We start from the raw sequence: 22,680 nt of genomic DNA on the forward strand, positions 1-22,680 counted from the left end.
GCCACGTGTGCGACAGAGAAAGGTGTCACCATGCGAAGGTCGCAGTACCGGCGCGAATCCTCGAAATCAAAGTGGTTCACCGGTCGGCGCCGGATCATCGCCGCGGTAGCCACCCTGGTTGCCTTCGGCGGCATCGTCACCGTCACGCAGGTGTCGGACGCGAGCACCAAGCGTTCCACCCAGCGCGCTCTGGCCGCCTGCAACAACATCCAGGCCCCGAAGTCGTCGAAGTTGTCGACCAAGACCAAGAAGGGCACCTACACCACCAACGGTGGCAAGGTGACCCAGCACGCGGACGACGGTGCGGGCGACGTGCCGACGACCGCGCAGATGCGCGCCCGCTGCCGGCAGTGGGTCATGCAGAACGCCGGCAACAACACCGGTGGCGGTAAGGGCAACAACGGCGGCAACAACAACGGTGGCGCCGCGTCCCCGGCCCCCTCGGCCAGCAACGGCACCAACGCCGGCGAGGGTGGCAACACCGGCGGCGGCAACACCGGCGGGAACAACGGTGGCAACACCGGCGGGAACAACAACGGTGGCAACAACGGCGGCGGCGCCGCGACCCCGCCTCCGGGCGCCGGTCTGGGCATCCTGGCCAACAGCTGCGAGAACAGCCAGCTGACCGCGCACGACGGCTTCCAGAACGGCAACCGTTGCGTCTCCACCGAGTTCGGTGAGGTCGGCGCGCAGGAGAACAACCCCTCGCTGCTGATCACCGAGGCGCCCACCCAGGTGGCCCCGAACACGCCGTTCACCCTCAAGGTGAGCACCCGCAACCTGATCCGCGACCGCTTCCTCGCGGCCGGCCAGGGTGGGTACTACGTGGAGAGCTCGGTTCTGCAGGGCGGGATCGTCCGGGGTCACTTCCACACCGCTTGCCGCATGCTGGCCAGCACCAACGAGGCTCCCGACCCGGCTCCGGTCCCCGCGTTCTTCGTGGCGACCGAGGACAAGCAGGGTGGCCGCGCCCCCGACACCGTGACCATCCAGGTCGCCGGGCTGCCCACCGAGGGCACCGCGCAGTGCGCCTCGTGGGCCGGTGACGGTTCGCACCGCATCCCGATGATGCAGCGGGCCAACCAGACCCCCGCCTTCGACGCGGTTCGCATCGAGGTCGGCGGTGGCGGCAACCAGGACCAGGGTGGCCAGCAGGGCGGTCAGCAGGACCAGGGTGGCCAGCAGGGCGGTCAGCAGGACCAGGGTGGTCAGCAGGGCGGCCGGCAGGGTGGCAACAACAACGACCAGAACCAGAACGACCAGAACCAGAACAACTGAGTACGGAGCCCTGCCGCACCGGGACCGAACCCCGCGGGGCACGCCACCTGAGGTGACGTCGCTCCGCGAGGGACCCCCCGTCGGGACCGGCCGCCGTCCACCCCCCTGAGGACGGCAAGACCTGCGGCAGGCGGTTCGAGTAAGGAATCGGCTGACGAAAGGAGGCGCGGGACCGCTCGAGCCGGGCTACGCAGCTCCGCTACCGGGTGACGCGGACCGACTCGGGTGTCCGCCAACCCGCACCGATGGCCCTGACCAGGAGCGCGGTCAGGGCCATCGGCATGTCCGCACCCCGGGGGACGGTTGGCCGGGCGCCGAGAAGGTGGCACAGTGTCCCGGGTGATGACGACGCGCCGGCTGCAGCTGCCGGACGGCTACCACTTCACCCGTACGGTGCGGTCTCTGCTCGTCGTCCGCTACGACCCCTGCGGCACGTGCGACGACCGCGACTTCTGGCTCGCCGCGCGTACCCCCGAGGGTCCTGGCTCTTTGCACCTCGCCCGCGCCGGCGCGGAGCTCACCGCGACCGGGCACGGGCCCGGCGCGGCCTGGCTGGTCGATCGCGCGGACGCGATCGCCGGCCTGCGCGACGACCTCGGCGACTTCCCGGCCCGGGCGGCCGCGCACCCGCTGGTCGCACGGTTGGCCAGGACCTTCTCCGGGGTACGCTTCCCCGCCACCGGCCAGGTCTTCCACCGGCTGCTCCGGGCGATCCTGGAGCAGAAGGTGACCGGCATCGAGGCGCACCGGGCGTACCGGGCGATCGTCAAGCACTTCGGCGAGCCGGCGCCGGGCCCGGCCGGGCTGGTGCTGCCGCCCGACCCGCAGGCCGTCGCCGCGACGCCGTACTGGGTCTTCCATCCCTTCGGCGTCGAGCAGCGACGCACCCAGGCCCTGCAGCGGGCGGCCGTGGTCGCCGCCCGGCTGGAGCAGTGCGCCGACAGCGCCGAGGCCACCCGCCGGCTCACCGCGATCCCGGGCATCGGCCCGTGGACGGCGGCCGAGGTGGTCCGCACCACGTACGGCGACGCGGACGCGGTGAGCGTCGGCGACTTCCACATCCCCAACACGGTGGCCTGGGCGCTGGCCGGCGAGGCCCGCGGCACCGACGCCCGGATGCTGGAGCTTCTCGAGCCGTACGCCGGGCACCGCGGGCGGGTGTGCGACCTGCTCGCTTCCGGCGGGATCAGCGCGCCCAAGTTCGGCCCCCGGATGCCGATCCGATCGTTCGCGAGGTTCTGACTGTCATCCGCCGGACGCACGTTGCACACTGGGGCGTGGCTTTCACGTTGACGATCGACTGCGGCGGCGGTGGCATCAAGGGGTCGGTGCTCGACGAGGCCGGCACGATGCGCGCCCAGCCGTTGCGTGTCCCGACGCCGTATCCGCTACCCCCCGACCTGTTCGTCAAGACGCTGGTCGAGCTCGGTGAGCGGCTGCCGACCGCGGACCGGGTGACCGTCGGCATGCCGGGCATGCTGCGCCACGGGGTGGTGGTCGCTACGCCGCACTACGTGACCCGCAGCGGCCCCCGGACGAAGGTGGATCCGGAGCTGGTCGACGCCTGGCACGGCTTCGACGCGCGGACCGCGCTGGCCGAGGCGTTCGGGCTGCCCACGCTGGTGCTCAACGACGCCGAGGTGCACGGCGCCGGGGTGGTCGCGGGCACCGGCTGCGAGCTGATCCTGACCCTGGGCACCGGGCTGGGCTGCGCGCTGTTCGACGGCGGACAGCTCGCCCCGCACCTGGAGATGTCGCAGGCGCCGGTGCGGTGGGGCATGAGTTACGACACGTACATCGGCGAGCACGAACGGCGCCGGCTCGGGGACGCGCTCTGGTCGCGGCGGGTCCGCAACGTGGTGGAGGGGCTGCGCCCGGTCTTCCTCTGGGACCGCATCTACCTGGGCGGCGGCAACTCGCGGCTGATCACGCCGGCCCAGCTGGCCCGGATGGGCGACGACGTCGTGGTGGTGCCCAACACCGCCGGCATCGTCGGCGGGGTCCGGGCGTGGACGTTGCGGGCGGACGGCGTCCGATAGGTTCGCCTCGATAGGTTGGGGGCATGCTCAGCGTCCCGGCCGCCCTGCTTCTCGACTTCGGTGGGGTGCTCGCCGACGCCCCGCCGCAGGATCCGGCGCCACCCGAGCTGGTACTGCGGCTCTACAACCTGACCGACGGGGTGCTGACGCCCGGCGAGATCAACCGGTCGCTGACCGCCGGGCACCACGCGTACGCGGCCTGGCGGGACGAGGACCATCCCGATGAGCTGGAGCACGCCGAGGTCTGGCGGCGTTTCGTCACCGCGGAGTGGCCGCGGCGGGCCCAGGACGCCGTACGCCTGCACGCCGCGAAGCTCAGCTACGACTGGGCCTGGCGTTCGACGTGGGCCCTGCGCCCGGGCATCCCGGAGGCGTTGCGGGCCGCCCGCGCCGCGGAGCTGCCGATGGCTGTTGTCAGCAACACGCTCTGCGGGGCCGCGCACCGCGACTTCCTCACCAAGGCCGGCGTCGGCGGTCTCTTCGGCGTGCAGATCTACAGCGACGAGGCCGGCGTCCGCAAGCCGAACCCGGAGATGATCTGGCGCGCCGCCCGCGACCTCGGGGTACGCGCGGAGAAATGCTGGTTCGTCGGGGACAGCCGCCAGCGCGACGTGGTGTGTGCCCGGCGGGCCGACGCCGCGGCGGTCATCCTGATGCGGTCGTCGCGCACCGACCGGGAAGATCCGGCCGCCTTCCCGGAGCCGGACGCCGTGGTGGACGACGGCTTCGGCCTGCGTGACCTGCTGCCGGTGCGCTGACGGTCAGGGCAGGTGGCCGAGGACCACGCGTTCTGAAGTCAACAGATAGTCGCGCAGCATCTCTGCCGCCTCCCGGGCCTGGCCGTCCTCGTAGGTCGTGGCGATCTCGTCGTTCATCGCGACGAACGGGCGGTGCAGCGCCTCGATGTTCGGCGCCGCGGCGAAGGCCAGCCGCAGCTCGGCCGTCAGCTGGCGCATCCAGCTGTCCAGTCGCGGGCTGCCGGCCAGCGCGACGACCTGCTCGTGGAAGTGCATGTTGGCCGTACCGACGGCACGCCAGTCGCCGGCCGCGACGCCGCGCCGGGCCTCGTCGACCGCGGCCCGCATGCCGGCGGCGCGGGGCGGATCGGTCGGGGCCTGCTCCAGCGCCGAGCACTCCAGCAGGACGCGCACCCGGTAGATGTCCGCGATCTGCGCCGAGCTGAGGGTGGCCACGAAGACGCCCCGGTGCGGCCGGCGGACCAGCAGCCCCTCCTCGATCAGCGTCGAGAACGCCTCCCGCAGCGTGTTGCGGGAGACGCCGAGCGGACCGGTCAGCGAGGACTCGGAGAGCCGGGTGCCCGGGGCCAGCTCACCGTTGATCATCGAACTGCGCAGCTGCTCCACCGCCCGGGCCGCGGAGCCGGGCTTCTCCACCGTCGTCACCGGGTCAGTCAACCAGCCGCCGGGGCCGGCCCGTCACGCGGGCGCGACCACGAACCGCAGCCGGGCGCCCGGGCGGGCCTGCGCGGCGCGGTCGGCGGCGGCCGGGGTGAGCACGGCGATCACCGGGTAGCCACCGGTCACCGGATGGTCGGCCTGGAAGACGATCGGATGCCCGTCCGGTGGCACCTGCACCGACCCGCGGACCACGCCTTCGCTGGGCAGCTCCTCGGTGCGGGCGCGGGCCAGCACGGGCCCGTCCAGCCGCAGGCCGACCGAGTCGCTGCTCGGGGAGACGGTGAACTCCGCGCTGAGCAGGGTCTCGATCGCCGCGGCGGTGAACCAGTCGTCCCGCGGCCCGAGATCGACCTCCAGCGGCGCGTCCACATCGGCCGGCCCCGCCGAGCCTTCGACGGACGGCGAGGCGGCGGGTGACGGCGCGGGCGGGTTTGGCGCGGCCGGGGCCGGGCCGATCGGCAGGGTGTCGCCGGCGGCCGGTCGGGCCGGGCCGATCCCGGCGAGCCGGTCGGTCGAGCGCGACCCCAGCACCGGCGGCACCGCGAGACCGCCGCGGACGGCGAGGTAGCTGCGCAGCCCCCGCCGCGGCATGGTCACCGTCACCTCGGCCCCGGCGGGGACGCTGACGACCTCCTCGACTGCGGTCCGCGTACCGTCCACAGTGAGCACCGCGTCCGTACCGGTCAGCGCGACCGTCGCCGGCTCGTCGAAGCGGACCCGCAGGCCGCCGAGGGTGCACTCCAGGGCGGCGGCCCCGCGCGGGTTGCCGACCAGCGCGTTCGCCCGGGCGTACGCGCCGCGGTCCACCGCCCCGGAGGGCGCCACGCCCTGCCCGGCGTGCCCGGGCCGGCCCTCGTCCTTGACCACCGTCAGGGGCCCGGTGCGCAGGATCGTCATGGTCATCGGTCCACCGCCTTGAAGATCACCTCGACGCCGGGGACCAGTAGGGCCGGCTCCGGCCGGTCCAGGTCCCACATGCGTTCCGTGGTGCTGCCGATCAGTTGCCAGCCGCCCGGGCTGTCACGGGGATAGACGCCCGAGAAGCGGCCCGCCAGCCCGACCGAGCCGGCCGGGATCCGGGTGCGCGGCGAGTCGCGCCGGGGCACGTCGAGCCGGGGGTCGCCGCCGGTCAGGTAGCCGAAGCCGGGGACGAAACCCGCGAAGGCCACCGTCCACCGGGAGCCCGTGTGCAGAGCGACCACCTCGTCGGAGCTCAGCCCGGTGCGTTCGGCCACCTCGGCGAGGTCGGGGCCGTCGTAGCGCACCGGGATCTCCACAGTGCCGGTGCCGGCCTCGCGCTGGGCGTCGATGCGCAGGCCGGCCGTGGCCTCCCGGACGGCCGCCGGCGAGGTGACCGCCGGGTCGATCTTGATCAGCACTGTGCGGGCAGCGGGCACCAGGTCGACCACGCCGGGCAGGGCGGCCGCCCGTAGCGCGGCGTAGAGGGCCAGGGCCGCGTCGAGGTCGTCGACCTCGGCCAGTAGCGCCTCGCGGCCGCAGCGGAGAAAACTCGTCATCGCTCATATTCCGTGTCGGGGACGTCGGTCACGAACATGTGGCCGGGCGCGTGGGTGATCGCGTACGGCACCTGGGATGCCATCACGGCCGCCTGCGGGGTCACGCCGCAGGCCCAGAACACCGGGACCTCGCCCGGGTGGATCTCCACCGGATCGCCGAAGTCGGGCCGGTCCAGGTCGGTGATGCCCAGCCCGGCCGGGTCACCGATGTGCACCGGGGCGCCGTGCACGGCCGGGAAGCGCGCGCTGATCGTGACCGCGTCGGCCACCCGCTCCGCGGGGACGGGCCGCATCGAGACGACGAGCTCACCGCGCATGCGCCCGGCCGGGCGGCAGTTCCTCCAGGTACGGAACATCGGCACGTTGCGGCCCGTCGAGATGTGCCGCACGTCGATGCCGGCGGCGGTCAGCGACGCCTCGAAGCTGAAGCTGCAGCCGATCAGGAAGGCCACCAGGTCGTCGCGCCAGGCGGCGGTGGCGTCCGGCACCTCCTCGACGAGCCGGCCGTCCCGCCAGATCCGGTACAGCGGCAGGTCGGTGCGCAGGTCGGCGCCCTCGGCCAGCACGGTGGCCGGTGAGCCCGGGTCGCTGACGTCCAGCACCGGGCAGGGCTTGGGGTTGCGCTGGGCGTACAGCAGCATGTCCCAGGCCCAGTCGCGGGGCACGGCGATCAGGTTGGCCTGGGCCACGCCGGGGGCCAGTCCGGCGGTCGGGCGGACCAGCCCGGCCCGGAACGTCGCCCGCAGGTCGGCGGCCGGCTTCACGAGCCGGTCCCGGCGAACGCGGTGATCGGGACGCCGGCGCCGGAGAGGGCGTCGTGAACGGCCCGGGCCATCGCCACCGCACCCGGCGAGTCGCCGTGCACGCAGATCGAGTCGGCCTCCACCTTGATCACCGAGCCGTCCACCGCGACCAGGGTCCGGTCCGTGACCAGCCGCAGCATCCGCTCGGCGACCTCGGCCGGGTCGTGCAGCAGGGCACCGGGCTCACGCCGCGGGACCAGCGTGCCGTCCGGCTTGTACCCGCGGTCGGCGAAGGCCTCGCGGACGGTGGCCAGCCCGGCCTCCTCGGCCAGGTGCAGGAAGACCGAGCCGGGCAGGCCGAGCACGGGCAGATCCGGGTCGTACCGGCGGACGGCGTCGACCACGGCGGCGGCCTGCTGCTCGTGGTGCACGATCGTGTTGTAGAGGGCGCCGTGCGGCTTGACGTAGAGCACCCGGTCGCCGGCCGCCCGGGCCAGGCCGTCCAGCGCGCCGAGCTGGTAGATCACGTCCGCGGTCAGTTCGGCGCTCTCGTAGTCGATGAAGCGCCGCCCGAAACCGGCGAGATCCCGGTAGCCGACCTGGGCGCCGATCACGACGCCCCGGGAGACGGCCTGTTCGCAGGTGGCCAGCAGGGTCCGCGGGTCGCCGGCGTGGAAGCCGCAGGCGAGGTTGGCGCTGCTGACCACGTCGAGCATGGCGTTGTCGTCGCCGAGCTGCCAGGTGCCGAAGCCCTCGCCGAGGTCGCTGTTGAGATCCATCTTTTCTCCTCCAGGTCAGCCGGCGAGGTAATCGAAGATCGAACGGGCCGAGGTGATGCCCATGTACCAGGTCAGTGCCGCGACCAGCGCACCGAGGACGAGCAGCCACACCGGGTACGCGTACCCCCGCAGCAGTTCGCGCCGGCGCCAGGCGGCGTACAGCAGGATGGTGAACCCGATCGGCAGGATCAGCCCGTTGAAGCCGCCGGCGAAGACCAGCAGGGCCGACGGCGCGGTGCCGAGCAGCAGGAAGATCGTCGTGGTGACGGCGATGAACGCGACCGTCGCCCAGGACCGGGGGCGCGGCTCGCTGAAACGCTTGGAGAAGGCGTCGAAGAACGACACCGAGGTGAACGCCGCGCCGACCACGGAGGTGATGGCCGCCGCCCAGAGGATCACGCCGAACGCCCGCAGCCCGAACTCGCCGGCCGCCGACTCGAAGGCCTGTGCGGTCGCGTTGCCCTTGGTGTTGAGCACGACGCCGCTGCTGACCACGCCGAGGATCGCCAGGAAGAGCAGGAAGCGCATGAGGCCGGTGACGGCGATGCCGGTCAGCGCGCCCCGGGTCACCTCGCGGGCGTGCTCGGGGCCGGTGGTGCCGCTGTCCAGCAGCCGGTGCGCGCCGGAGTAGGTGATGTAGCCGCCGACCGTACCGCCGATGATCGTGGTGATCGCGGCGAAGTCGATCTCCTCGGGCAGGACGGTCTGGCGCAGCGCCTCACCGACCGGTGGGTCCGAGACGATCGCGACGTACACGGTCAGCAGGATCATCAGCAGGCCGAGCCCGATGAGCAGCCGGTCCATCGCCATCCCGGCCCGCTTGACCAGGAAGATGGAGATCGCGATCAGCGCGCTGATCAGGCCGCCGAGCTTCGGGTCCAGGCCCAGGGCCGCGTTCAGGCCGAGTCCGGAGCCGGCCACGTTGCCGATGTTGAAGACCAGGCCACCGAGGATGACCAGCGCCGCGAGCAGGTGGCCGGCGCCCGGCACGACGGCGTTGGCGAGCTCGTGCGCCCGCTTGCCGCTGACCGAGATGATCCGCCAGATGTTCATCTGGACGACGAAGTCCACCACGATCGACATCAGGATGCCGAACGCGAACGCGGCGCCCAGGGCCGCCGTGAAAGTGGTGGTCTGGGTGATGAATCCGGGCCCGATGGCGCTGGTCGCCATCAGGAAGATGGCACCGATCAGGGCGGTACGGCGGGTACGGGCCGGGGTGGGCGTCTGCGTGGTCATGGGCACTCCTCGGATCGGGGTAGTTCGATGGAGGCACCCCTGACGGTAGGGATTGTTCAACGATCCCACAAGAGTTGTTGAACAATCCGCGATTACCGGCTCGTGAAATCCACCTGCCACACGCTCGTCCGCCGTACCGGCACCGACTCCAGCGCCTCCAGCACCGGCACCTCGTACGTCGCCCGCCGGATCATCCCGTCGACCGGCAGGTACGCCCGCCCCGGATCCCCGACCAGCACCAACGCGCCGCGTCCGGCCGCGCGCCGCAGGAACGGCAGCACCCGTCCGGCCATCTCCCGGCTGTAGAACACGTCCCCGGCCAGGATCACGTCGGCGTCCGGGTACCCGCCGGCGAGCAGATCACCCTCCACCAGCCGGATCGGCACACCGTTGGCCTCGGCGTTGGCCTCGGCGGCGGCCAGGGAGAGCGGATCGATGTCGTTGGCCGTCACCGTGCGGGCCCCGGCCCGGGCCGCCGCCACCGCGACCAGGCCCGAGCCGGTCGCCAGGTCCAGCACCGCCCGCCCGCTGACCAGGCCGGGATCGTCGAGCACGTGCCGGGCCAGGGCCTGGCCGCCGGCCCAGGCGAACGCCCAGAACGGCGGCGGCTGCTCGGCGCCGGCCGCCTCGGTGCGTTCCCAGAGCTCGATCGGCTCCTCGGCCTGGTGAAGCACCAGTTCGGGGAGGAAGGGCACGGGCGCGAGCCGTGTGTTGGCGCGGACGAAGTCGGTGGACACGTACCGATTCTGCTCAGTTGCTCCGGTGCGGGACCGATCAGGGCAGCGTCCGGCTTTCAGCCCGCGGAGAGGAGCAGCATGCCGACCAGAGTGACGGCTGTCCTCTTCGCCGGCTGGATGGTGCTGCTCGGGGCCGTCTTCGCGGTGGAGCCGGCCTGGCAGATGCCCGTACACCTGGTCGCCGGGGTCTCCGCCGTGCTGGCCGTGGTCGCCGGCCTGCGCCGGCACGACCCGGCCCGGCGCGGGCCGTGGCACCTGCTGTCCTTCTCCGTCGTGCTCTCGGTCCTCGGCACGGCTGCCTACAGCGCCGGGCCCGAGGCCCTGCCGGTCGTCGCCGGGCTGCATTCGATCGGTACGGGCATGCTGCTCGCCGCCTACCCGGCGCTGGCCCTGGTGCTCTACTGGTTCGTCCGGCTCCGCACGGGTGGCCGCCGCGACCGGGGCGGACTGCTCGACGCCCTCACCCTGACCTCCGGCGTGGCCCTGCTGGCCTGGACCTTCGTGATCGGCCCGCACCTGCGCGACACCGAGCTGTCGTCGGTCGGGCAGTGGATCGCGGTCGCGTTCCCGGTCGGCGACCTGCTCTGCCTGGCCCTGCTGACCCGGCTGCTGACCGCCTCCGGCCGGCGGCTGCCGGCCGGCAGCTGGCTCGCCGCCGGTGTCCTGGCCCTGCTGCTCGCCGACGTCGGCGGCAATCTCGTCACTCTGCGCGACGACATCGCGTTCCTGGCCGCCTTCGGCCGGGTCCCGCTGTACGCCGCCGTCGGCCTGGCCGCGCTGAGCCCCTCGATGGCCGCGCTGACCCGGCCGGTCGCCACCCCGCTGGCCGAGCTCGGCCGGGTCCGGCTCGCCCTGCTCGCCCTCGCCTCGCTGGTCGCCCCGGCCGTGCTGATCCTCCAGATGGGTGTCGACGGCGAGGTGCCCGACCTGGACGTGGTCGCCGTCCTCAGCGCCTGCACGTTCCTGCTGGTCCTGGCCCGGATGGCGGGCATCATGGCGAGCCACCGGCTGGCCCTGGCCCGCGAGCGGGGGCTCCGCGAGGCCTCGGCGGCGCTGGTCTCCGCGGCCGACGCCGACGAGGTCGGCGACGCTGTCCGGACGGCCGTGGCCCAGTTGCTGCCGGCCGACGTGCCGCACCGGGTGGTGCTCGCCATGGCCATCACCGAGCCGGAGGAGCCCGTCTCGGCCGAGGCCGCGGCCCAGTCCGACCACGACCGCGGCACCGGTACGGCCGCCCGCCTGGTCGCCACCCGCGACGTCGACTGGGCGGTGGCGGTCCGGCTGACCCAGTTCAACATGGTGCTGCGCTGCCCGCTGGTGCTGCAGGACCGCCCGACCGGCGATCCGCTCGTCGGGGTGCTGCACGTGGGCGGCCCCACCTGGGCTCTGCTCGGCCTGCAGCGGGCCCTGGAGGTGCTGGCCACCCAGGTCGCGCTGGCGCTGGAGCGGATCGCGCTGAGCCACGAGGTGACCCGGCGCAACAGCGAGGCCTACTTCCGCACGCTGGTGCAGAACACCTCCGACGTCATCCTGATCATCGACGAGGAGGACCGGGTCCGGTACGCGAGCCCGTCCGCGGGACATGTGCTGGGCGCCGACCCGGTGGGCGTGTCCCTGCCCGACCTGATCCACCCCGGTGACCGGCTACGGCTGGCCGGCGTGCTCGCCGCCGTCCGTGGTGGCGAGGGGACGCAGGAGGGGCTGGACTTCCGGGCTGTCGGGCGGCGCCGTACCGAGGTGATGCTCGAGATGCACTGCCGGGACCTGCGCGCGGACCAGACCGTCGCCGGCCTGGTCGTCACCCTGCGCGATGTCACCGAGCGCCGCCAGCTCGAACGCGAGCTCACCCACCAGGCGTTCCACGACTCGCTGACCGGGCTGGCCAACCGGGTGCTCTTCGCCGACCGGCTGCAGCACGCGCTGGCCCGCGGCGCCCGGGACGGCTCGGTGGTCGGCGTGCTCTTCATCGACCTGGACGATTTCAAGGTCGTCAACGACACCCTGGGCCACGCGACCGGCGACCAGCTGCTGATCGCGGTGGCCGGCCGGATCGCCGGCGCGCTGCGGGCCGACGACACGGCCGCCCGGCTCGGCGGCGACGAGTTCGCCGCGCTGGTGGAGAACGTGCAGGACCCGGGGGCGGTCGAGGAGACGGCCACCCGGATCCTGGCCGCGCTGTCCGAGCCGATCATCGTCGACGGCGGGCCGCTGCAGGCCGTGGCCAGCATCGGCATCACCACCACGCCGGAAGCGGACACCGCCGACGCGCTGCTGCGCCAGGCCGACCTGGCCCTGTACGTGGCCAAGGGCGCCGGCAAGAACCAGTGGCGGCGCTACCAGTCGCACCTGCACAGCGCGATGGTGGAGCGGCTGGAGCTGCGCTCGGCACTGGACCACGCGGTCAACGAGGGGCACTTCCTGCTGCAGTTCCAGCCCATCGTCGATCTGGCCACGGACGAGGCGGTCGGCTTCGAGGCGCTGGTGCGCTGGCACCATCCGCAGCGCGGGGTCATCGCGCCGGACGAGTTCATCGAGGTGGCCGAGGAGAGCGGGCTGATCGTCCCGATGGGCCGCTGGGTCCTCGACCAGGCGCTGCACACGGTCGCGCAGTGGCGGCGCATCCTGCCGCGCGCCCGTCAGCCGTACGTCTCGGTCAACGTCTCGGTTCGCCAGTTCCGTCAGTCCGGCTTCGTCGAGCAGGTCAAGGCGTCGCTGGAGTACGCCGGGGTGCCGGCCCGGGCGCTGATGCTGGAGATCACCGAGACCCTGCTGATGGGCGACGACGAGCAGATCTGGGCTGACCTGGCCGTGTTGCAGGAGCTGGGCGTGCGGATCGCGATCGACGACTTCGGCACCGGCTACTCGTCGCTGGGTTACCTACGGCAGCGCCCGATCGACGTACTGAAGATCGACAAGACCTTCATCGACGACATGGTCGGCAGTGAGCAGCAGCTGGCGCTGGTGGCGGGCATCGTGAGCCTGGCCCGCACGCTCAACCTGACGGTGGTCGCCGAGGGCATCGAGGACGCCACCCACCGGCTCATCCTGGCCCAGCTGGGTTGTCCGCTGGGGCAGGGCTACTACTACTCGGCACCGCTGGACGCGACCGAGGCGCTGGCCTGGCTGCGGAACCCGCTGCCGCTGGCAGTGGCCTGACTTTTCCACTGCATTTTATTTTTATACGGAAGCGCCCTCGGCCCCAGGAACAACGCGAAAGACTTTCGGGTGTCCACCGACCAACCCTGAAAGGACACATCATGCGACGTCCGGGCCTGCTCCTCGCCGGCGTGCTGCTGGCGACCGGCTCCAGTCTCGCTATCGCGGCCCCCGCCTCCGCCACCGGCTCCGCGCCTGACCACCGGCGCCACTGCTGGTATCAATCGAACGGCCATTGGTTCCCCTGGCACCACAACTGGTACGACGACTGGGACGACGACTGGGACGGTGGCGGCCACTGGAGCGCTACCGCGCCGAGCCGCGACGATTACCGCCGGCACTGCTACCGCTACCGCGGAGGCGGCGGCGGTGCTGTGGTCATCATCGGCGCCGGGAGTGGCCGGCGCTGACCCGACACACGGTGTTCCAGCAGGCCCGGATGCCTCGGCGGCCGGGCCTGCCGCTGTAGGTCAGTACGGGTTGCCCGAGCCGGGCAGCCGGCCGCGCAGCACCCCGCGCAGGCGACCCGGCAGCGCGGGATCACCGGACAACGGCGGGCTGTCCGTGTGGGCCCGGTCGGCCAGGCCGGCCACCAGCTCCTTGAGGGTGTGCACCGCGTCCACCAGAGGCCGCCAGCCCAGCTCCGCCTTGATCCGGTCGCACGACATCAGCGGCGCCTTGAGCCCCAGCCGGACCCAGCCCACGTCGACCGGCTGCAACCGCAACCGCCAGCTCAGGTCGGCCGCGCCACGCAGGACGAAACCCGGCACCGGCACCTCCCGGCCCTGGAACGCGGCCGCGGCGACCGAGGGATCCAGCACGGGACCCGCGGCCACGTTGAAGGCGCCGCGCACATCGGCCAGCAGAGCCCGGGCGTACGCGTCAGCCACATCGTCCGCGTGCACCGCCTGCACCCGCAGCCCCGGATGCGAGGGGATCACCGGGATCCGCCCGAACTTCAACAGCCGCGCGGGCAGCAGCGGCCCGGCGAAGTACCGGCCGATCTCCGTACCGATGTCCCGCTGGAAGATCAGCCCCGGCCGCAGCCGGACGATCCGCAGCGTCGGGTGATCCGACTCGACCCGGTCCAGCAGGCCCTCGACCAGCGCCTTGTGCCGGCTGTAGGAGGAACCGAGCACACCCGTGCGGGGCCACGCCTCGGTGACGAACGCGTGCTTGGGGCCGGGCGCGTAGGCCCCGACCGAGGAGGCGTACGCCAGCGTCGGCACCCCGGCGCGCAGCACGGCCTCCACCACTGTCCGGCTGCCCAGCACATTGGTGCGGAACAGCAGCCGCTGGTCGTGGCTGGGCTGGATCTGCCAGGCCAGGTGCACGACCGCGTCGGCGCCCCGGAAGATCTCGGTCAGCTGCTGCGCGGCGCCCGGGGCCCCGATGTCGCAGGAGTGCCACTCCACCGCGTCGTACGGCTCGACCCTGGGCGGCAGCCGGCGGACCACCCCGGCGAGGTCGACGCCCGGCTCGTTCCGCAGCCTGCGCAGCAGGGCCGTGCCTGAGTTCCCGGTCGCTCCGACGATCACCACTCGCATCGTGTGCTGGTACCCGGCGGGCCGCGGTTGAACCACCGGGGCCCGGGTAGGAGCCCGTCCATGGATCTCGTCGTGAACGGCGTCGAGCACACGCTCGACCTCGACCCGCGCACCACCCTGCTGGACGCTCTGCGCGAGCACCTCCAGCTCACCGGGGCCAAGAAGGGCTGTGACCACGGTCAGTGCGGCGCCTGCACCGTTCTGCTCGACGGCCGCCGGGTGAACAGCTGCCTGATCCTGGCGATCAGTCAGCAGGACGCCCGGATCACCACCGTGGAAGGCCTCGGCACCGAGGAGGAGCCGCATCCGGTGCAGCAGGGCTTCCTCGACCACGACGGCTTCCAGTGCGGCTACTGCACGCCCGGGCAGGTCTGTTCCGCGGTGGGCATGCTCGACGAGGTCGCCCGCGGCTGGCCCAGCGCGGTCACCCGCGGCGACGACGTACGCCTCGAGGACGCCGAGATCCGCGAGCGGATGAGCGGCAACCTGTGCCGTTGCGGGGCGTACGCCAACATCGTCCCGGCCATCGCGCAGGCGTCCGGCCGATGAGGACATTCGAGTACGCACCCGCCGACGACGTCGCCTCGGCCGTCGCCCTGCTGGCCGGCGCGCCCAGCGGCACCTTCCTGGCCGGGGGCACCAACCTCGTCGACCTGATGAAGCTCGGGGTCGCCACCCCGGACGTGCTGGTCGACATCAACCGCCTGCCGCTGCACGAGGTGACCACGCTGCCCGACGGCGGCCTGCGGATCGGCGCCGGCGTCCGCAACAGTGACCTGGCCGCGCACCCGGAGGTCCGCCGGTCGTACCCGGTGCTGAGCCAGGCGCTGCTGGCCGGCGCCTCCGGGCAGTTGCGCAACATGGCCACCACGGGCGGCAACCTGTTGCAGCGCACCCGCTGCCGATACTTCATGGACGCCACCAAGCCGTGCAACAAGCACGCGCCCGGCACCGGCTGCCCGGCCCGCGACGGCGACCACCGCAACCTGGCGATCATCGGCGCCTCCGAGCACTGCGTCGCCACCCATCCGTCCGACATGGCCGTCGCGCTGGCCGCCCTGGACGCGACCGTGCGGGTGACCGGGCCGGACGGTGAGCGCGGTATCCCGATCAACGAACTGCACCGGCTGCCCGGCGACACCCCGCACGTCGACACCGTGCTGCGGCACGGGGAGCTGATCACGGCGGTCGACCTGCCCGTGCTGGAGGCGGCCCGGGTGTCCGCGTACCGCAAGGCAAGGGACCGGGCCTCCTACGCCTTCGCCGTGGGATCGGTGGCCGCGGCGGTGCACGCCGAGGACGGCGTGGTGCATGACGTACGGCTGGCCTTCGGCGCTGTGGCCCACAAACCGTGGCGGGCGTACGCGGCGGAGCAGGCCCTGCTCGGCCGCCCCGCCACCCGCGAGTCCTTCCTGGCCGCGGCGGACGCCGAGCTGGCCGCCGCCGAACCGCTGCGTGACAACGCCTTCAAGGTCACGCTGATCCGTAATCTGGTCGCGGCGACGCTGACCGGCCTGACGGGAGCCGCCCGATGACCGCCACCACCGCATCCGCCGTCGGCACGCCGCTCGGCCGGATCGAGGGCCCGGCCAAGGTCACCGGCGCGGCCCGGTACGCCGCCGAGTATCCGGTGGAGAACGTCGCCCACGCCTGGGTGGTCCAGTCGCCGGTGGCCCGCGGCACCCTCGACGCCGTCATCGTCGATCCGACCACCGAGGACGACGACGTGCTGGCCGTCCTCTGGCACGGCAACGCGCCGCGGCTGGAGCAGCCCGACGATCCGGAGCTGGCCGTCCTGCAGTCCGAGCGGATCAGCTACCGCGGTCAGGCGGTCGCGCTGGTCGTCGCCCGCACGCTGGAAGCCGCCCGGCGGGCCGCGCAGGTCATCGGGCTGGAGATCACCGAGGAGCCGCACGACACGCTGCTGACCGCCGACCACCCGGAGATCTACACCCCGGAGAAGGTCAACCCGGCGTTCCCGGCCGACACCCGCTCCGGCGACGTGGAGCAGGCCTTCGCCGCCGCGCCGGTCAAGGTGGACGTGACCTACCGGACCCCGGCGCTGCACAACAACCCGATGGAACCGCACGCCACCATCGCGGTGTGGCAGGGCGACGACCTGGTCCTGTACGACTCGAACCAGCACCCGCCGGGAGTGGCCGGCGCGGTCGGTGCCCTCTTCGGCCTGCCCGCCGAGCGGGTCCACGTGATCACCGAGCATGTCGGCGGCGGCTTCGGCTCGAAGGGCTCGGCCCGCCCCAACGCCGTGCTGGCCGCACTGGCCGCCCGGGTGGTGGGCCGGCCGGTCAAGCTGGCCCTGCCCCGCCAGGCCCTCTTCAGCATGGTCGGCCACCGCACGCCGACCATCCAGCGGATCCGGCTGGCCGCCGAGCGCGACGGCACGCTGACCGCCATCGACCACGAGGCCGTCGAGCACACCTCCCGGCTGTTCGAGTTCGCCGAGCAGACCACGGTCGCGACCCGGCACATGTACGCCGCCGCGAACCGGCACACCGGCCACCGCCTGGTCCGCCTCGACATGCCGACCCCGCGCTGGATGCGGGCCCCGGGCGAGGCGCCCGGCATGGTGGGCCTCGAGTGCGCGATGGACGAACTGGCCGAGGAGCTGGGCCTGGACCCGATCGAGCTGCGCGTGCGCAACGAGCCGCGGGTCGAGCCCGAGTCCGGCGTCCCGTTCAGCAGCCGGCAATACGTCCAGTGCCTGCGCGAGGGAGCCGAGCGGTTCGGCTGGGCCGACCGCGATCCCCGGCCGCGCAGCCGCCGGGAGGGCAACTGGTGGGTCGGCCTGGGCGTGGCCGGCGCGACCTATCCGACGATGGCCCAGCCTTCGACAGCCCGGGTCCGCGCGCTGCCCGACGGCCGGTACGACGTGGCGGTGGCCGCCACCGACATCGGCACCGGCGCCCGGACCATCCTCACCCAGATCGCGGCGGACGAGCTCGGCGTGCCGGTCGACCGGGTCCACGTCCGGATCGGCGACAGCACGCTGCCCATGGCGTCGGTGGCGGGCGGATCGTCCGGCAGCGCCTCGTGGGGCTGGGCGGTCACCGGGGCCTGCCGCGAGCTGCGCCGCTCCGGCAGCGACGAGGCGGTCTACGACAGCACCGAGGAGGTGCAGCGGCAGGAGAAGGACGGCAAGCACGCGTACGGCGCGCACTTCGCGGAGGTGCGGGTGGACGCGGACACCGGCGAGGTCCGGGTGTCGCGCCTGTTCGGCATGTACGCGGTCGGCCGGGTCCTGAACCCGCGTACCGCCCGCAGCCAGCTCATCGGGGGCATGACCATGGGCATGGGCATGGCCCTGCACGAGGAGGGCGTGCTGGACCCGGCGATGGGCGACTGGGTCAACCACGACCTGGCCGAGTACCACGTGCCGGTGCACGCCGACGTCGAGTCGATCGAGGCGGCCTGGCTGTCCGAGGACGACCGGGCGGTCAACCCGATGGGCAGCAAGGGCATCGGCGAGATCGGCATCGTGGGTTCACCGGCGGCCATCGTGAACGCGGTGCGGCACGCGACCGGCATCCGGGTGCGGGACCTGCCGGTGCGGCTGGACAAGCTGTTGCCGCACCTGGGCTGAGAACGCCTTAACCATCCTTAAGCAGAAATCGGCGCCGCCCACCGGGCGGCGCCGATTCTCTGGTGCGCGGGCTATCGCTTGCTGTGGTACGCCTCGACGATCGAACTCGGGATGCGGCCGCGCTCGGAGACCTCGTAGCCGTTCTTACCGGCCCACTCGCGAATGGCCTGATTCTGGTCGCGGCTGGCCCGGCCGGTGCTCGCCGGGGCGGCGCCGCGGCGGGCGGAACGCGACTCGACACCGGACCGGCCGACCCGCGTCGCCACCGCGAGGTAGGGGTCCAACGCCTTACGCAGCTTGCCGGCGTTCTTCTCCGACAGGTCGATCGTGTAGTTCACACCGTCGAGTCCGAACTCGACGGTGCGGTCGGCCTCGCCGCCGTCGAGGTCATCGGTCAGAAGGGTAATTACCTGCTTGGCCATGATGTGGTTGCTCCCGGGACGGTGCCATTGTCTATGAGAATTCCTGCGTATTCATTCTGTCGGGCCGTGCCGACGTGTGCAAATTGTCCGCCCTGCATGTCGCGCAGATCATCCGTCCCATTCTCCCGGTCCGGTGCCCTCTGCCGCCGGCGAATGGCCCGGCGCACCGGGGCTGGGCAGGGCACCGGGGCGGAGAACTTTACGAAACTTCTCCGCAACACTTCTCACGCCTGTCAATGTGTTGTACGTTGCGTGGGAGCGCTCCCACGCCGCCCTTCCCCGGGGCACCCCCACCACCAGGAGCAGTCATGAGACGTGTCATCCGGGCCGTCACGGCCGCCGCTCTGCTCGCCGCGGGCGCGATCACGACATTCGTGGTCGCCGATCCCGCCAGTGCCGACACGCAGATCTGCGAGCAGTACGGCTCCACCACCATCGGCGGCCGCTACGTCGTGATGAACAACCGCTGGGGCACCTCCGCCCAGCAGTGCATCAACGTCACCAGCACCGGCTTCGCCATCACCAGTCAGCAGGGCGTCGGCAGCACCAGCGGGGCCCCGGTGTCCTACCCGGCCATCTTCGTCGGCTGCCATTACACGAACTGCTCGCCCGGCACCAACCTGCCGATGCAGGTCAGCTCGATCAGCAGCGCGACCAGCAGCATCAGCTACAACTACGTCTCCGGCGCCACCTACGACGCGGCGTACGACATCTGGCTCGACCCGACGCCCAAGCGCGACGGCGTCAACGCCATGGAGATCATGATCTGGTTCAACCGCCAGGGCTCGATCCAGCCGATCGGCTCGGTCGTCGGCACCACCACCATCGGCGGCCGCACCTGGCAGGTCTGGCAGGGCAGCAACGGCTCCAACAACGTCATCTCGTACGTGGCCCCGTCGGCGATCTCCAGCTGGAACTTCAGCGTCCTGGACTTCATCAACGACGTGAAGAACCGCGGCGCGATCACCAGCTCGTGGTACCTGACCAGCATCCAGGCCGGCTTCGAGCCGTGGATCGGCGGCACCGGCCTGGCCGTGACGAACTTCTCGGCCGCGATCAACGGCGGCGGCAGCAACCCCGGCAACCCGACCACGCCGCCGCCGGCCACCACCACCCCGCCGCCGTCCGGCACCGCCGGCTGCCGGGTCACCTACTCGGCCGACTCGTGGGGCAGCGGCTTCGTGGCCAACGTGACCGTGGCCAACACCGGCAGCAGCGCGCTCAACGGCTGGACGCTCGGCTTCACCCTCCCGGGTGGCCAGACGGTGACCAACTCGTGGAACGCCACGCTGTCGGGCACCAGCGGCGCGCTGACCGCCCGCAACGCCAGCCACAACGGCAGCATCCCGGCCGGCGGCAGCACCTCGTTCGGCTTCCAGGGCACCTACAGCGGCACCTTCACCAGCCCGTCCGCGTTCACCCTCAACGGGTCGGCCTGCACCCGGGCCTGATCCCCACCAGCATCACAGCAGCCCCGCCCCGTCGCCGATCAACCCGGCGGCGGGGCGGCCGGCGTTATCCGTAGGGCCGCGGGGGCGTGAGCCGGGACCGTGGGAGAACGAGGGGCCACCGGCTCGACGCGTTCGTAAGGTGCGCCGAGCGCGGGCCGCGGATCTGCCTCACCCTTGTTGGGCCACAGCGACAGGGCCCGCTCGGCCAGCGCGGTGATGGTCAGCGACGGGTTCACCCCGAGGTTGGCCGGGATCACCGAACCGTCCACCACGTGCAGGCCGGGGTAGCCGTACACCCGCTGGTAGGGGTCGACCACGCCGGTCGCGGGGGAGTCGCCGATGGTGACGCCGCCGAGGATGTGCGCGGTCATCGGGATGTCGAAGACGTCACCCACCGAGCCGCCGGGATGACCACCGATCTTGGCGGCCATCCGGCGTACCGCCTCGTGACCGACCGGGATCCACGTCGGGTTGACCGGGCCGTGGCCGGGCCCGGTGGTGAGCCGGCCGCGCTTGGTGCGCCGTACCGTCAAAGAGTTGTCCACGGTCTGCATGACCAGCGCGATGATGGTCCGGTCGCTCCAGCGCCGCTTCGACAGCGACCGCAGCAGCGTGCGCGGGTGCCGCAGCGCCTGGCCGAGGAAGCGGACCGGCCGCGGCACGCGGCCGCCGCCGTCCACCAGCAGGGTGGTGAGCAGGCCCATCGCGTTGCTGCCGGGCCCGTAGCGGACCGGCTCGATGTGGGTCTCGGCATCCGGGTGGAAGCTCGAGGTGATCGCCACCCCGCGGGAGAACGGCTTCTCCGGTACGGACACAGACTGCGCGCCGAGCAGCGCCTCGGAGTTGGTGCGGGTCAGCGCACCGAGCCGGGCGGAGAGCGCGGGCAGCACCCCGGTGTCCCGCATGGCGTGCAGCAGCCGCTGCGTGCCGAGCGCCCCGGCCGACAGCACCACCTCCCGCGCGGTGAACGTCCCCTGCGAGGTGGTGAGCTCCCAGCCGTCGCCGACGGGCCGCAGCGCCGAGACGGTGGTGTCCGGGTGCACGACCGCACCGGCCCGTTCGGCGAGGTAGAGGTAGTTGAGGTCGAGCCGGTTCTTGGCCCCGAGGCGGCACCCGATCATGCAGTCACCGCACTCGATGCACCCGGTCCGGGCCGGGCCGGCCCCGCCGAAGTAGGGATCCGGCACGGTCTTGCCGGGCTCACCGAAGAAAACCCCGACCGGGGTACGCCGGAACGTGCCGCCGACTCCCATGTCCTGGGCGACGGCCTGGATGACCTCGTCGGAGGGCGTCATCGACGGCTGCACGGTGACGCCCAGCATCCGGGAGGCTTGGGCGTAGTGCTGCTCCAGCTCGCGGGCCCAGTCGGTGATGCCGGCCCAGCGCGGGTCGGCGAAGAACGCGGCCGGCGGCTGGTAGAGCGTGTTCGCGTAGACCAGCGAACCGCCGCCGACACCGGCCGCGGAGAGCACGACGATGTCCTTGAGCAGGGTGATCCGCTGGATGCCGCGCAGGCCCAGCGCGGGCGCCCAGAGGAAGGCCCGCAGATCCCAGGACGTCCTGGGCAGCGTCTCGGGGGTGAAGCGCCGGCCGGCCTCGAGCACGCCGACCCGGTAACCCTTCTCGGTCAGCCGCAACGCGGTGACACTCCCGCCGAACCCACTGCCCACGACGACGATGTCGTAGTCCGTCATGCCGCTCAGCTCATCACGTCGACGCCGATCGAACCAGACTTGACGAGCACCTTGATGTGCTCCCCGCTCTCGGCATCGGCGAAGGCCGCCGCGGCCTGACTCAACGGCCGGACCGCCGTCACGAAATCGGCCGCCGTCACCACGCCGTCGCGCAGCAGCACCATCGCGTCCGCGTAGTCCTCCGGCAGGTACGTCGCACTGCCCTGGATCCGCAACTGGCTGTCCTGCAGCAACGCGAGCGGAATCAGCACCTCGCCGGCCGGCACCCCGACCACCACGACAGTGCCACCCTTGTCGGCGATGGCCAGCGACTGCGTCATCGTCGACTGCTCGGCGACGCAGTCGAACACCACGTCGGCGCTCTCGCCGAGCGCTGCCCGTACCTGATCAGCCGCGTCCTCGGCCGTCGCGTCCACGGCGGCGTCCGCACCGAAAGCCAGCGCCCGCGTGCGGCTGGCCGCCGAGCGGGCCGTCACGACGATCCGCCGGGCGCCCTGCGCCCGCGCGACCTTCAGCGTCAGCAGGCCGATGGTCCCCACCCCGAGAATCGCCACCGCCCGGTCGCGGACCCCGCCGGCCAGCCGGATCGCGTGCACGGGAGTCGAGAGCGGCTCGATCAGGGCCGCGGTCGCATCGTCGAAGTCGTCGGGCACGACATGCAGGCGCCGCGCGTCGATGGTGAAGACGTCGGCCATCCCGCCCTGCACGGACCCGCAGCCGAAGAACCCGAGCCGCTCGCACAGGTTCTGCCGCCCGGCCCGGCACTGCTTGCACTCCCAGCAGGGCAGATCCGGCTCGACGGTGGCCCGCTGCCCGACCCGGACCGAGGTCACACCGGCCGCCACCGCGATGACCACCCCGACCACCTCATGCCCGGGCGCGTACGGCGGATGAACGTTGGGATGCCGGCCATGCAGGGCGTGCGTGTCGGAGCCGCAGACCCCGGCCACCACCATCCGCAGCTGTGCCTCACCCGGTCCCGGCTCCGGGACGGCCGCCTCGACGACCTGGACCCCGTCCGGCAGCACCACGACACGCATCATGGCTGGAGCATAGGAC

The 22,680-nt window shown here is 72.4% G+C and carries 21 protein-coding genes; 10 read left to right on the forward strand and 11 right to left on the reverse strand.

Translation table 11 applies throughout. The features are described 5' to 3' along the window. Nucleotides 1-30: 30 nt before the first annotated feature. From ACWEOZ_RS24285 to ACWEOZ_RS24300, 4 genes are all read left to right on the forward strand, one after another. On the forward strand, nucleotides 31-1,278 hold the full coding sequence (locus ACWEOZ_RS24285; RefSeq protein ID WP_451912962.1) for a Pecanex-like protein 1: 1,248 nt from the start codon (nucleotides 31-33) through the stop codon (nucleotides 1,276-1,278). A 342-nt stretch (nucleotides 1,279-1,620) separates the two neighbouring features. Next, nucleotides 1,621-2,520 (forward strand): DNA-3-methyladenine glycosylase family protein, encoded by a 900-nt coding sequence (locus tag ACWEOZ_RS24290; protein ID WP_451913053.1) that lies wholly within the window; start codon nucleotides 1,621-1,623, stop codon nucleotides 2,518-2,520. A 35-nt stretch (nucleotides 2,521-2,555) separates the two neighbouring features. After that, the gene (locus ACWEOZ_RS24295; protein ID WP_451912963.1) at nucleotides 2,556-3,317 is read left to right on the forward strand and encodes an ROK family protein; all 762 of its coding nucleotides are present in this window, start codon (nucleotides 2,556-2,558) and stop codon (nucleotides 3,315-3,317) included. A 23-nt stretch (nucleotides 3,318-3,340) separates the two neighbouring features. After that, nucleotides 3,341-4,075, forward strand: coding sequence for an HAD family hydrolase (locus ACWEOZ_RS24300; RefSeq protein ID WP_451912964.1), 735 nt, complete (start codon nucleotides 3,341-3,343; stop codon nucleotides 4,073-4,075). A 3-nt stretch (nucleotides 4,076-4,078) separates the two neighbouring features. On the opposite strand, the gene ACWEOZ_RS24305 is transcribed toward ACWEOZ_RS24300, so the two are convergent. The 7 genes from ACWEOZ_RS24305 to ACWEOZ_RS24335 all read right to left on the reverse strand — a co-directional run bounded on the left by ACWEOZ_RS24305 (nucleotide 4,079) and on the right by ACWEOZ_RS24335 (nucleotide 9,750). Continuing rightward, entirely contained in the window at nucleotides 4,079-4,720 is a 642-nt protein-coding gene (locus ACWEOZ_RS24305) for a GntR family transcriptional regulator (RefSeq protein ID WP_451912965.1), read from the reverse strand. Nucleotides 4,721-4,753: 33 nt separating this feature from the next. Further along, the gene (locus ACWEOZ_RS24310; RefSeq protein ID WP_451912966.1) at nucleotides 4,754-5,638 is read right to left on the reverse strand and encodes a 5-oxoprolinase subunit C family protein; all 885 of its coding nucleotides are present in this window, start codon (nucleotides 5,636-5,638) and stop codon (nucleotides 4,754-4,756) included. Continuing rightward, the gene (locus ACWEOZ_RS24315) at nucleotides 5,635-6,252 is read right to left on the reverse strand and encodes a 5-oxoprolinase subunit B family protein (RefSeq protein WP_451912967.1); all 618 of its coding nucleotides are present in this window, start codon (nucleotides 6,250-6,252) and stop codon (nucleotides 5,635-5,637) included. The genes ACWEOZ_RS24310 and ACWEOZ_RS24315 overlap by 4 nt, the downstream gene beginning before the upstream one ends. Then, complete coding sequence (locus tag ACWEOZ_RS24320) at nucleotides 6,249-7,016, reverse strand: putative hydro-lyase (protein WP_451912968.1); 768 nt, start codon at nucleotides 7,014-7,016, stop codon at nucleotides 6,249-6,251. The genes ACWEOZ_RS24315 and ACWEOZ_RS24320 overlap by 4 nt, the downstream gene beginning before the upstream one ends. Next, nucleotides 7,013-7,774, reverse strand: a complete 762-nt coding sequence (locus ACWEOZ_RS24325) for a LamB/YcsF family protein (protein ID WP_451912969.1) — start codon at nucleotides 7,772-7,774, stop codon at nucleotides 7,013-7,015. The genes ACWEOZ_RS24320 and ACWEOZ_RS24325 overlap by 4 nt, the downstream gene beginning before the upstream one ends. 15 nt (nucleotides 7,775-7,789) lie before the next feature. Continuing rightward, nucleotides 7,790-9,013, reverse strand: coding sequence for an NRAMP family divalent metal transporter (locus ACWEOZ_RS24330; RefSeq protein WP_451912970.1), 1,224 nt, complete (start codon nucleotides 9,011-9,013; stop codon nucleotides 7,790-7,792). A gap of 92 nt (nucleotides 9,014-9,105) precedes the next feature. Further along, the gene (locus ACWEOZ_RS24335) at nucleotides 9,106-9,750 is read right to left on the reverse strand and encodes a class I SAM-dependent methyltransferase (RefSeq protein ID WP_451912971.1); all 645 of its coding nucleotides are present in this window, start codon (nucleotides 9,748-9,750) and stop codon (nucleotides 9,106-9,108) included. Nucleotides 9,751-9,828: 78 nt separating this feature from the next. Here ACWEOZ_RS24335 and ACWEOZ_RS24340 point away from each other — a divergent pair, with 78 nt between their 5' ends. Together ACWEOZ_RS24340 and ACWEOZ_RS24345 are read left to right on the forward strand one after the other, a co-directional pair. Next, the gene (locus ACWEOZ_RS24340) at nucleotides 9,829-12,906 is read left to right on the forward strand and encodes a putative bifunctional diguanylate cyclase/phosphodiesterase (protein WP_451912972.1); all 3,078 of its coding nucleotides are present in this window, start codon (nucleotides 9,829-9,831) and stop codon (nucleotides 12,904-12,906) included. A 101-nt stretch (nucleotides 12,907-13,007) separates the two neighbouring features. Next, a complete protein-coding gene (locus ACWEOZ_RS24345) occupies nucleotides 13,008-13,316 on the forward strand; it encodes a hypothetical protein (protein WP_451912973.1) in 309 nt (102 codons plus the stop codon). Nucleotides 13,317-13,376: 60 nt separating this feature from the next. Here ACWEOZ_RS24345 and ACWEOZ_RS24350 read toward each other — a convergent pair whose 3' ends face one another. Further along, a complete protein-coding gene (locus tag ACWEOZ_RS24350; protein ID WP_451912974.1) occupies nucleotides 13,377-14,453 on the reverse strand; it encodes an NAD-dependent epimerase/dehydratase family protein in 1,077 nt (358 codons plus the stop codon). Nucleotides 14,454-14,513: 60 nt separating this feature from the next. Here ACWEOZ_RS24350 and ACWEOZ_RS24355 point away from each other — a divergent pair, with 60 nt between their 5' ends. From ACWEOZ_RS24355 to ACWEOZ_RS24365, 3 genes are read left to right on the forward strand one after another with little or no spacing between them, the layout of a single operon-like run. After that, nucleotides 14,514-15,002 (forward strand): 2Fe-2S iron-sulfur cluster-binding protein, encoded by a 489-nt coding sequence (locus ACWEOZ_RS24355; protein WP_451912975.1) that lies wholly within the window; start codon nucleotides 14,514-14,516, stop codon nucleotides 15,000-15,002. Beyond that, nucleotides 14,999-15,988: an FAD binding domain-containing protein gene (locus tag ACWEOZ_RS24360; RefSeq protein ID WP_451912976.1), complete on the forward strand. Its 990-nt coding sequence runs from the start codon at nucleotides 14,999-15,001 to the stop codon at nucleotides 15,986-15,988. The genes ACWEOZ_RS24355 and ACWEOZ_RS24360 overlap by 4 nt, the downstream gene beginning before the upstream one ends. After that, nucleotides 15,985-18,054, forward strand: a complete 2,070-nt coding sequence (locus ACWEOZ_RS24365; RefSeq protein ID WP_451912977.1) for a molybdopterin cofactor-binding domain-containing protein — start codon at nucleotides 15,985-15,987, stop codon at nucleotides 18,052-18,054. Before ACWEOZ_RS24360 ends, ACWEOZ_RS24365 begins: the two co-directional genes overlap by 4 nt. Nucleotides 18,055-18,125: 71 nt before the next feature. On the opposite strand, the gene ACWEOZ_RS24370 is transcribed toward ACWEOZ_RS24365, so the two are convergent. Next, nucleotides 18,126-18,476, reverse strand: a complete 351-nt coding sequence (locus ACWEOZ_RS24370; protein WP_451912978.1) for a histone-like nucleoid-structuring protein Lsr2 — start codon at nucleotides 18,474-18,476, stop codon at nucleotides 18,126-18,128. A 308-nt stretch (nucleotides 18,477-18,784) separates the two neighbouring features. Between ACWEOZ_RS24370 and ACWEOZ_RS24375 the strand changes: the two genes are divergently transcribed. Beyond that, a complete protein-coding gene (locus tag ACWEOZ_RS24375) occupies nucleotides 18,785-19,927 on the forward strand; it encodes a GH12 family glycosyl hydrolase domain-containing protein (RefSeq protein ID WP_451912979.1) in 1,143 nt (380 codons plus the stop codon). Between the two features lie 38 nt (nucleotides 19,928-19,965). Here the strand turns inward: ACWEOZ_RS24375 and ACWEOZ_RS24380 are convergent, their stop codons facing one another. Both ACWEOZ_RS24380 and ACWEOZ_RS24385 read right to left on the reverse strand, forming a co-directional pair. Beyond that, on the reverse strand, nucleotides 19,966-21,621 hold the full coding sequence (locus ACWEOZ_RS24380) for an FAD-dependent oxidoreductase (RefSeq protein ID WP_451912980.1): 1,656 nt from the start codon (nucleotides 21,619-21,621) through the stop codon (nucleotides 19,966-19,968). A gap of 5 nt (nucleotides 21,622-21,626) precedes the next feature. Continuing rightward, nucleotides 21,627-22,664 carry a zinc-dependent alcohol dehydrogenase gene (locus ACWEOZ_RS24385; RefSeq protein ID WP_451912981.1) on the reverse strand — a complete coding sequence of 346 codons (1,038 nt, stop codon included), beginning with the start codon at nucleotides 22,662-22,664 and terminating at the stop codon, nucleotides 21,627-21,629. Nucleotides 22,665-22,680 lie beyond the last annotated feature (16 nt).

The sequence above is a fragment of the Actinoplanes sp. NPDC004185 genome (genome assembly GCF_053603475.1).

Coding starts and splice junctions, on each gene's coding strand:
- ACWEOZ_RS24285 (WP_451912962.1), top strand. CDS start 31: ATGCGAAGGTCGCAGTACCGGCGCGAATCCTCGAAATCAAAGTGGTTC.
- ACWEOZ_RS24325 (WP_451912969.1), bottom strand. CDS start 7,774: ATGGATCTCAACAGCGACCTCGGCGAGGGCTTCGGCACCTGGCAGCTC.
- ACWEOZ_RS24385 (WP_451912981.1), bottom strand. CDS start 22,664: ATGATGCGTGTCGTGGTGCTGCCGGACGGGGTCCAGGTCGTCGAGGCG.
- ACWEOZ_RS24370 (WP_451912978.1), bottom strand. CDS start 18,476: ATGGCCAAGCAGGTAATTACCCTTCTGACCGATGACCTCGACGGCGGC.
- ACWEOZ_RS24360 (WP_451912976.1), top strand. CDS start 14,999: ATGAGGACATTCGAGTACGCACCCGCCGACGACGTCGCCTCGGCCGTC.
- ACWEOZ_RS24315 (WP_451912967.1), bottom strand. CDS start 6,252: ATGACGAGTTTTCTCCGCTGCGGCCGCGAGGCGCTACTGGCCGAGGTC.
- ACWEOZ_RS24350 (WP_451912974.1), bottom strand. CDS start 14,453: ATGCGAGTGGTGATCGTCGGAGCGACCGGGAACTCAGGCACGGCCCTG.
- ACWEOZ_RS24380 (WP_451912980.1), bottom strand. CDS start 21,621: ATGACGGACTACGACATCGTCGTCGTGGGCAGTGGGTTCGGCGGGAGT.
- ACWEOZ_RS24355 (WP_451912975.1), top strand. CDS start 14,514: ATGGATCTCGTCGTGAACGGCGTCGAGCACACGCTCGACCTCGACCCG.
- ACWEOZ_RS24300 (WP_451912964.1), top strand. CDS start 3,341: ATGCTCAGCGTCCCGGCCGCCCTGCTTCTCGACTTCGGTGGGGTGCTC.
- ACWEOZ_RS24290 (WP_451913053.1), top strand. CDS start 1,621: ATGACGACGCGCCGGCTGCAGCTGCCGGACGGCTACCACTTCACCCGT.
- ACWEOZ_RS24340 (WP_451912972.1), top strand. CDS start 9,829: ATGCCGACCAGAGTGACGGCTGTCCTCTTCGCCGGCTGGATGGTGCTG.
- ACWEOZ_RS24375 (WP_451912979.1), top strand. CDS start 18,785: ATGAGACGTGTCATCCGGGCCGTCACGGCCGCCGCTCTGCTCGCCGCG.
- ACWEOZ_RS24330 (WP_451912970.1), bottom strand. CDS start 9,013: ATGACCACGCAGACGCCCACCCCGGCCCGTACCCGCCGTACCGCCCTG.
- ACWEOZ_RS24310 (WP_451912966.1), bottom strand. CDS start 5,638: ATGACCATGACGATCCTGCGCACCGGGCCCCTGACGGTGGTCAAGGAC.
- ACWEOZ_RS24345 (WP_451912973.1), top strand. CDS start 13,008: ATGCGACGTCCGGGCCTGCTCCTCGCCGGCGTGCTGCTGGCGACCGGC.
- ACWEOZ_RS24365 (WP_451912977.1), top strand. CDS start 15,985: ATGACCGCCACCACCGCATCCGCCGTCGGCACGCCGCTCGGCCGGATC.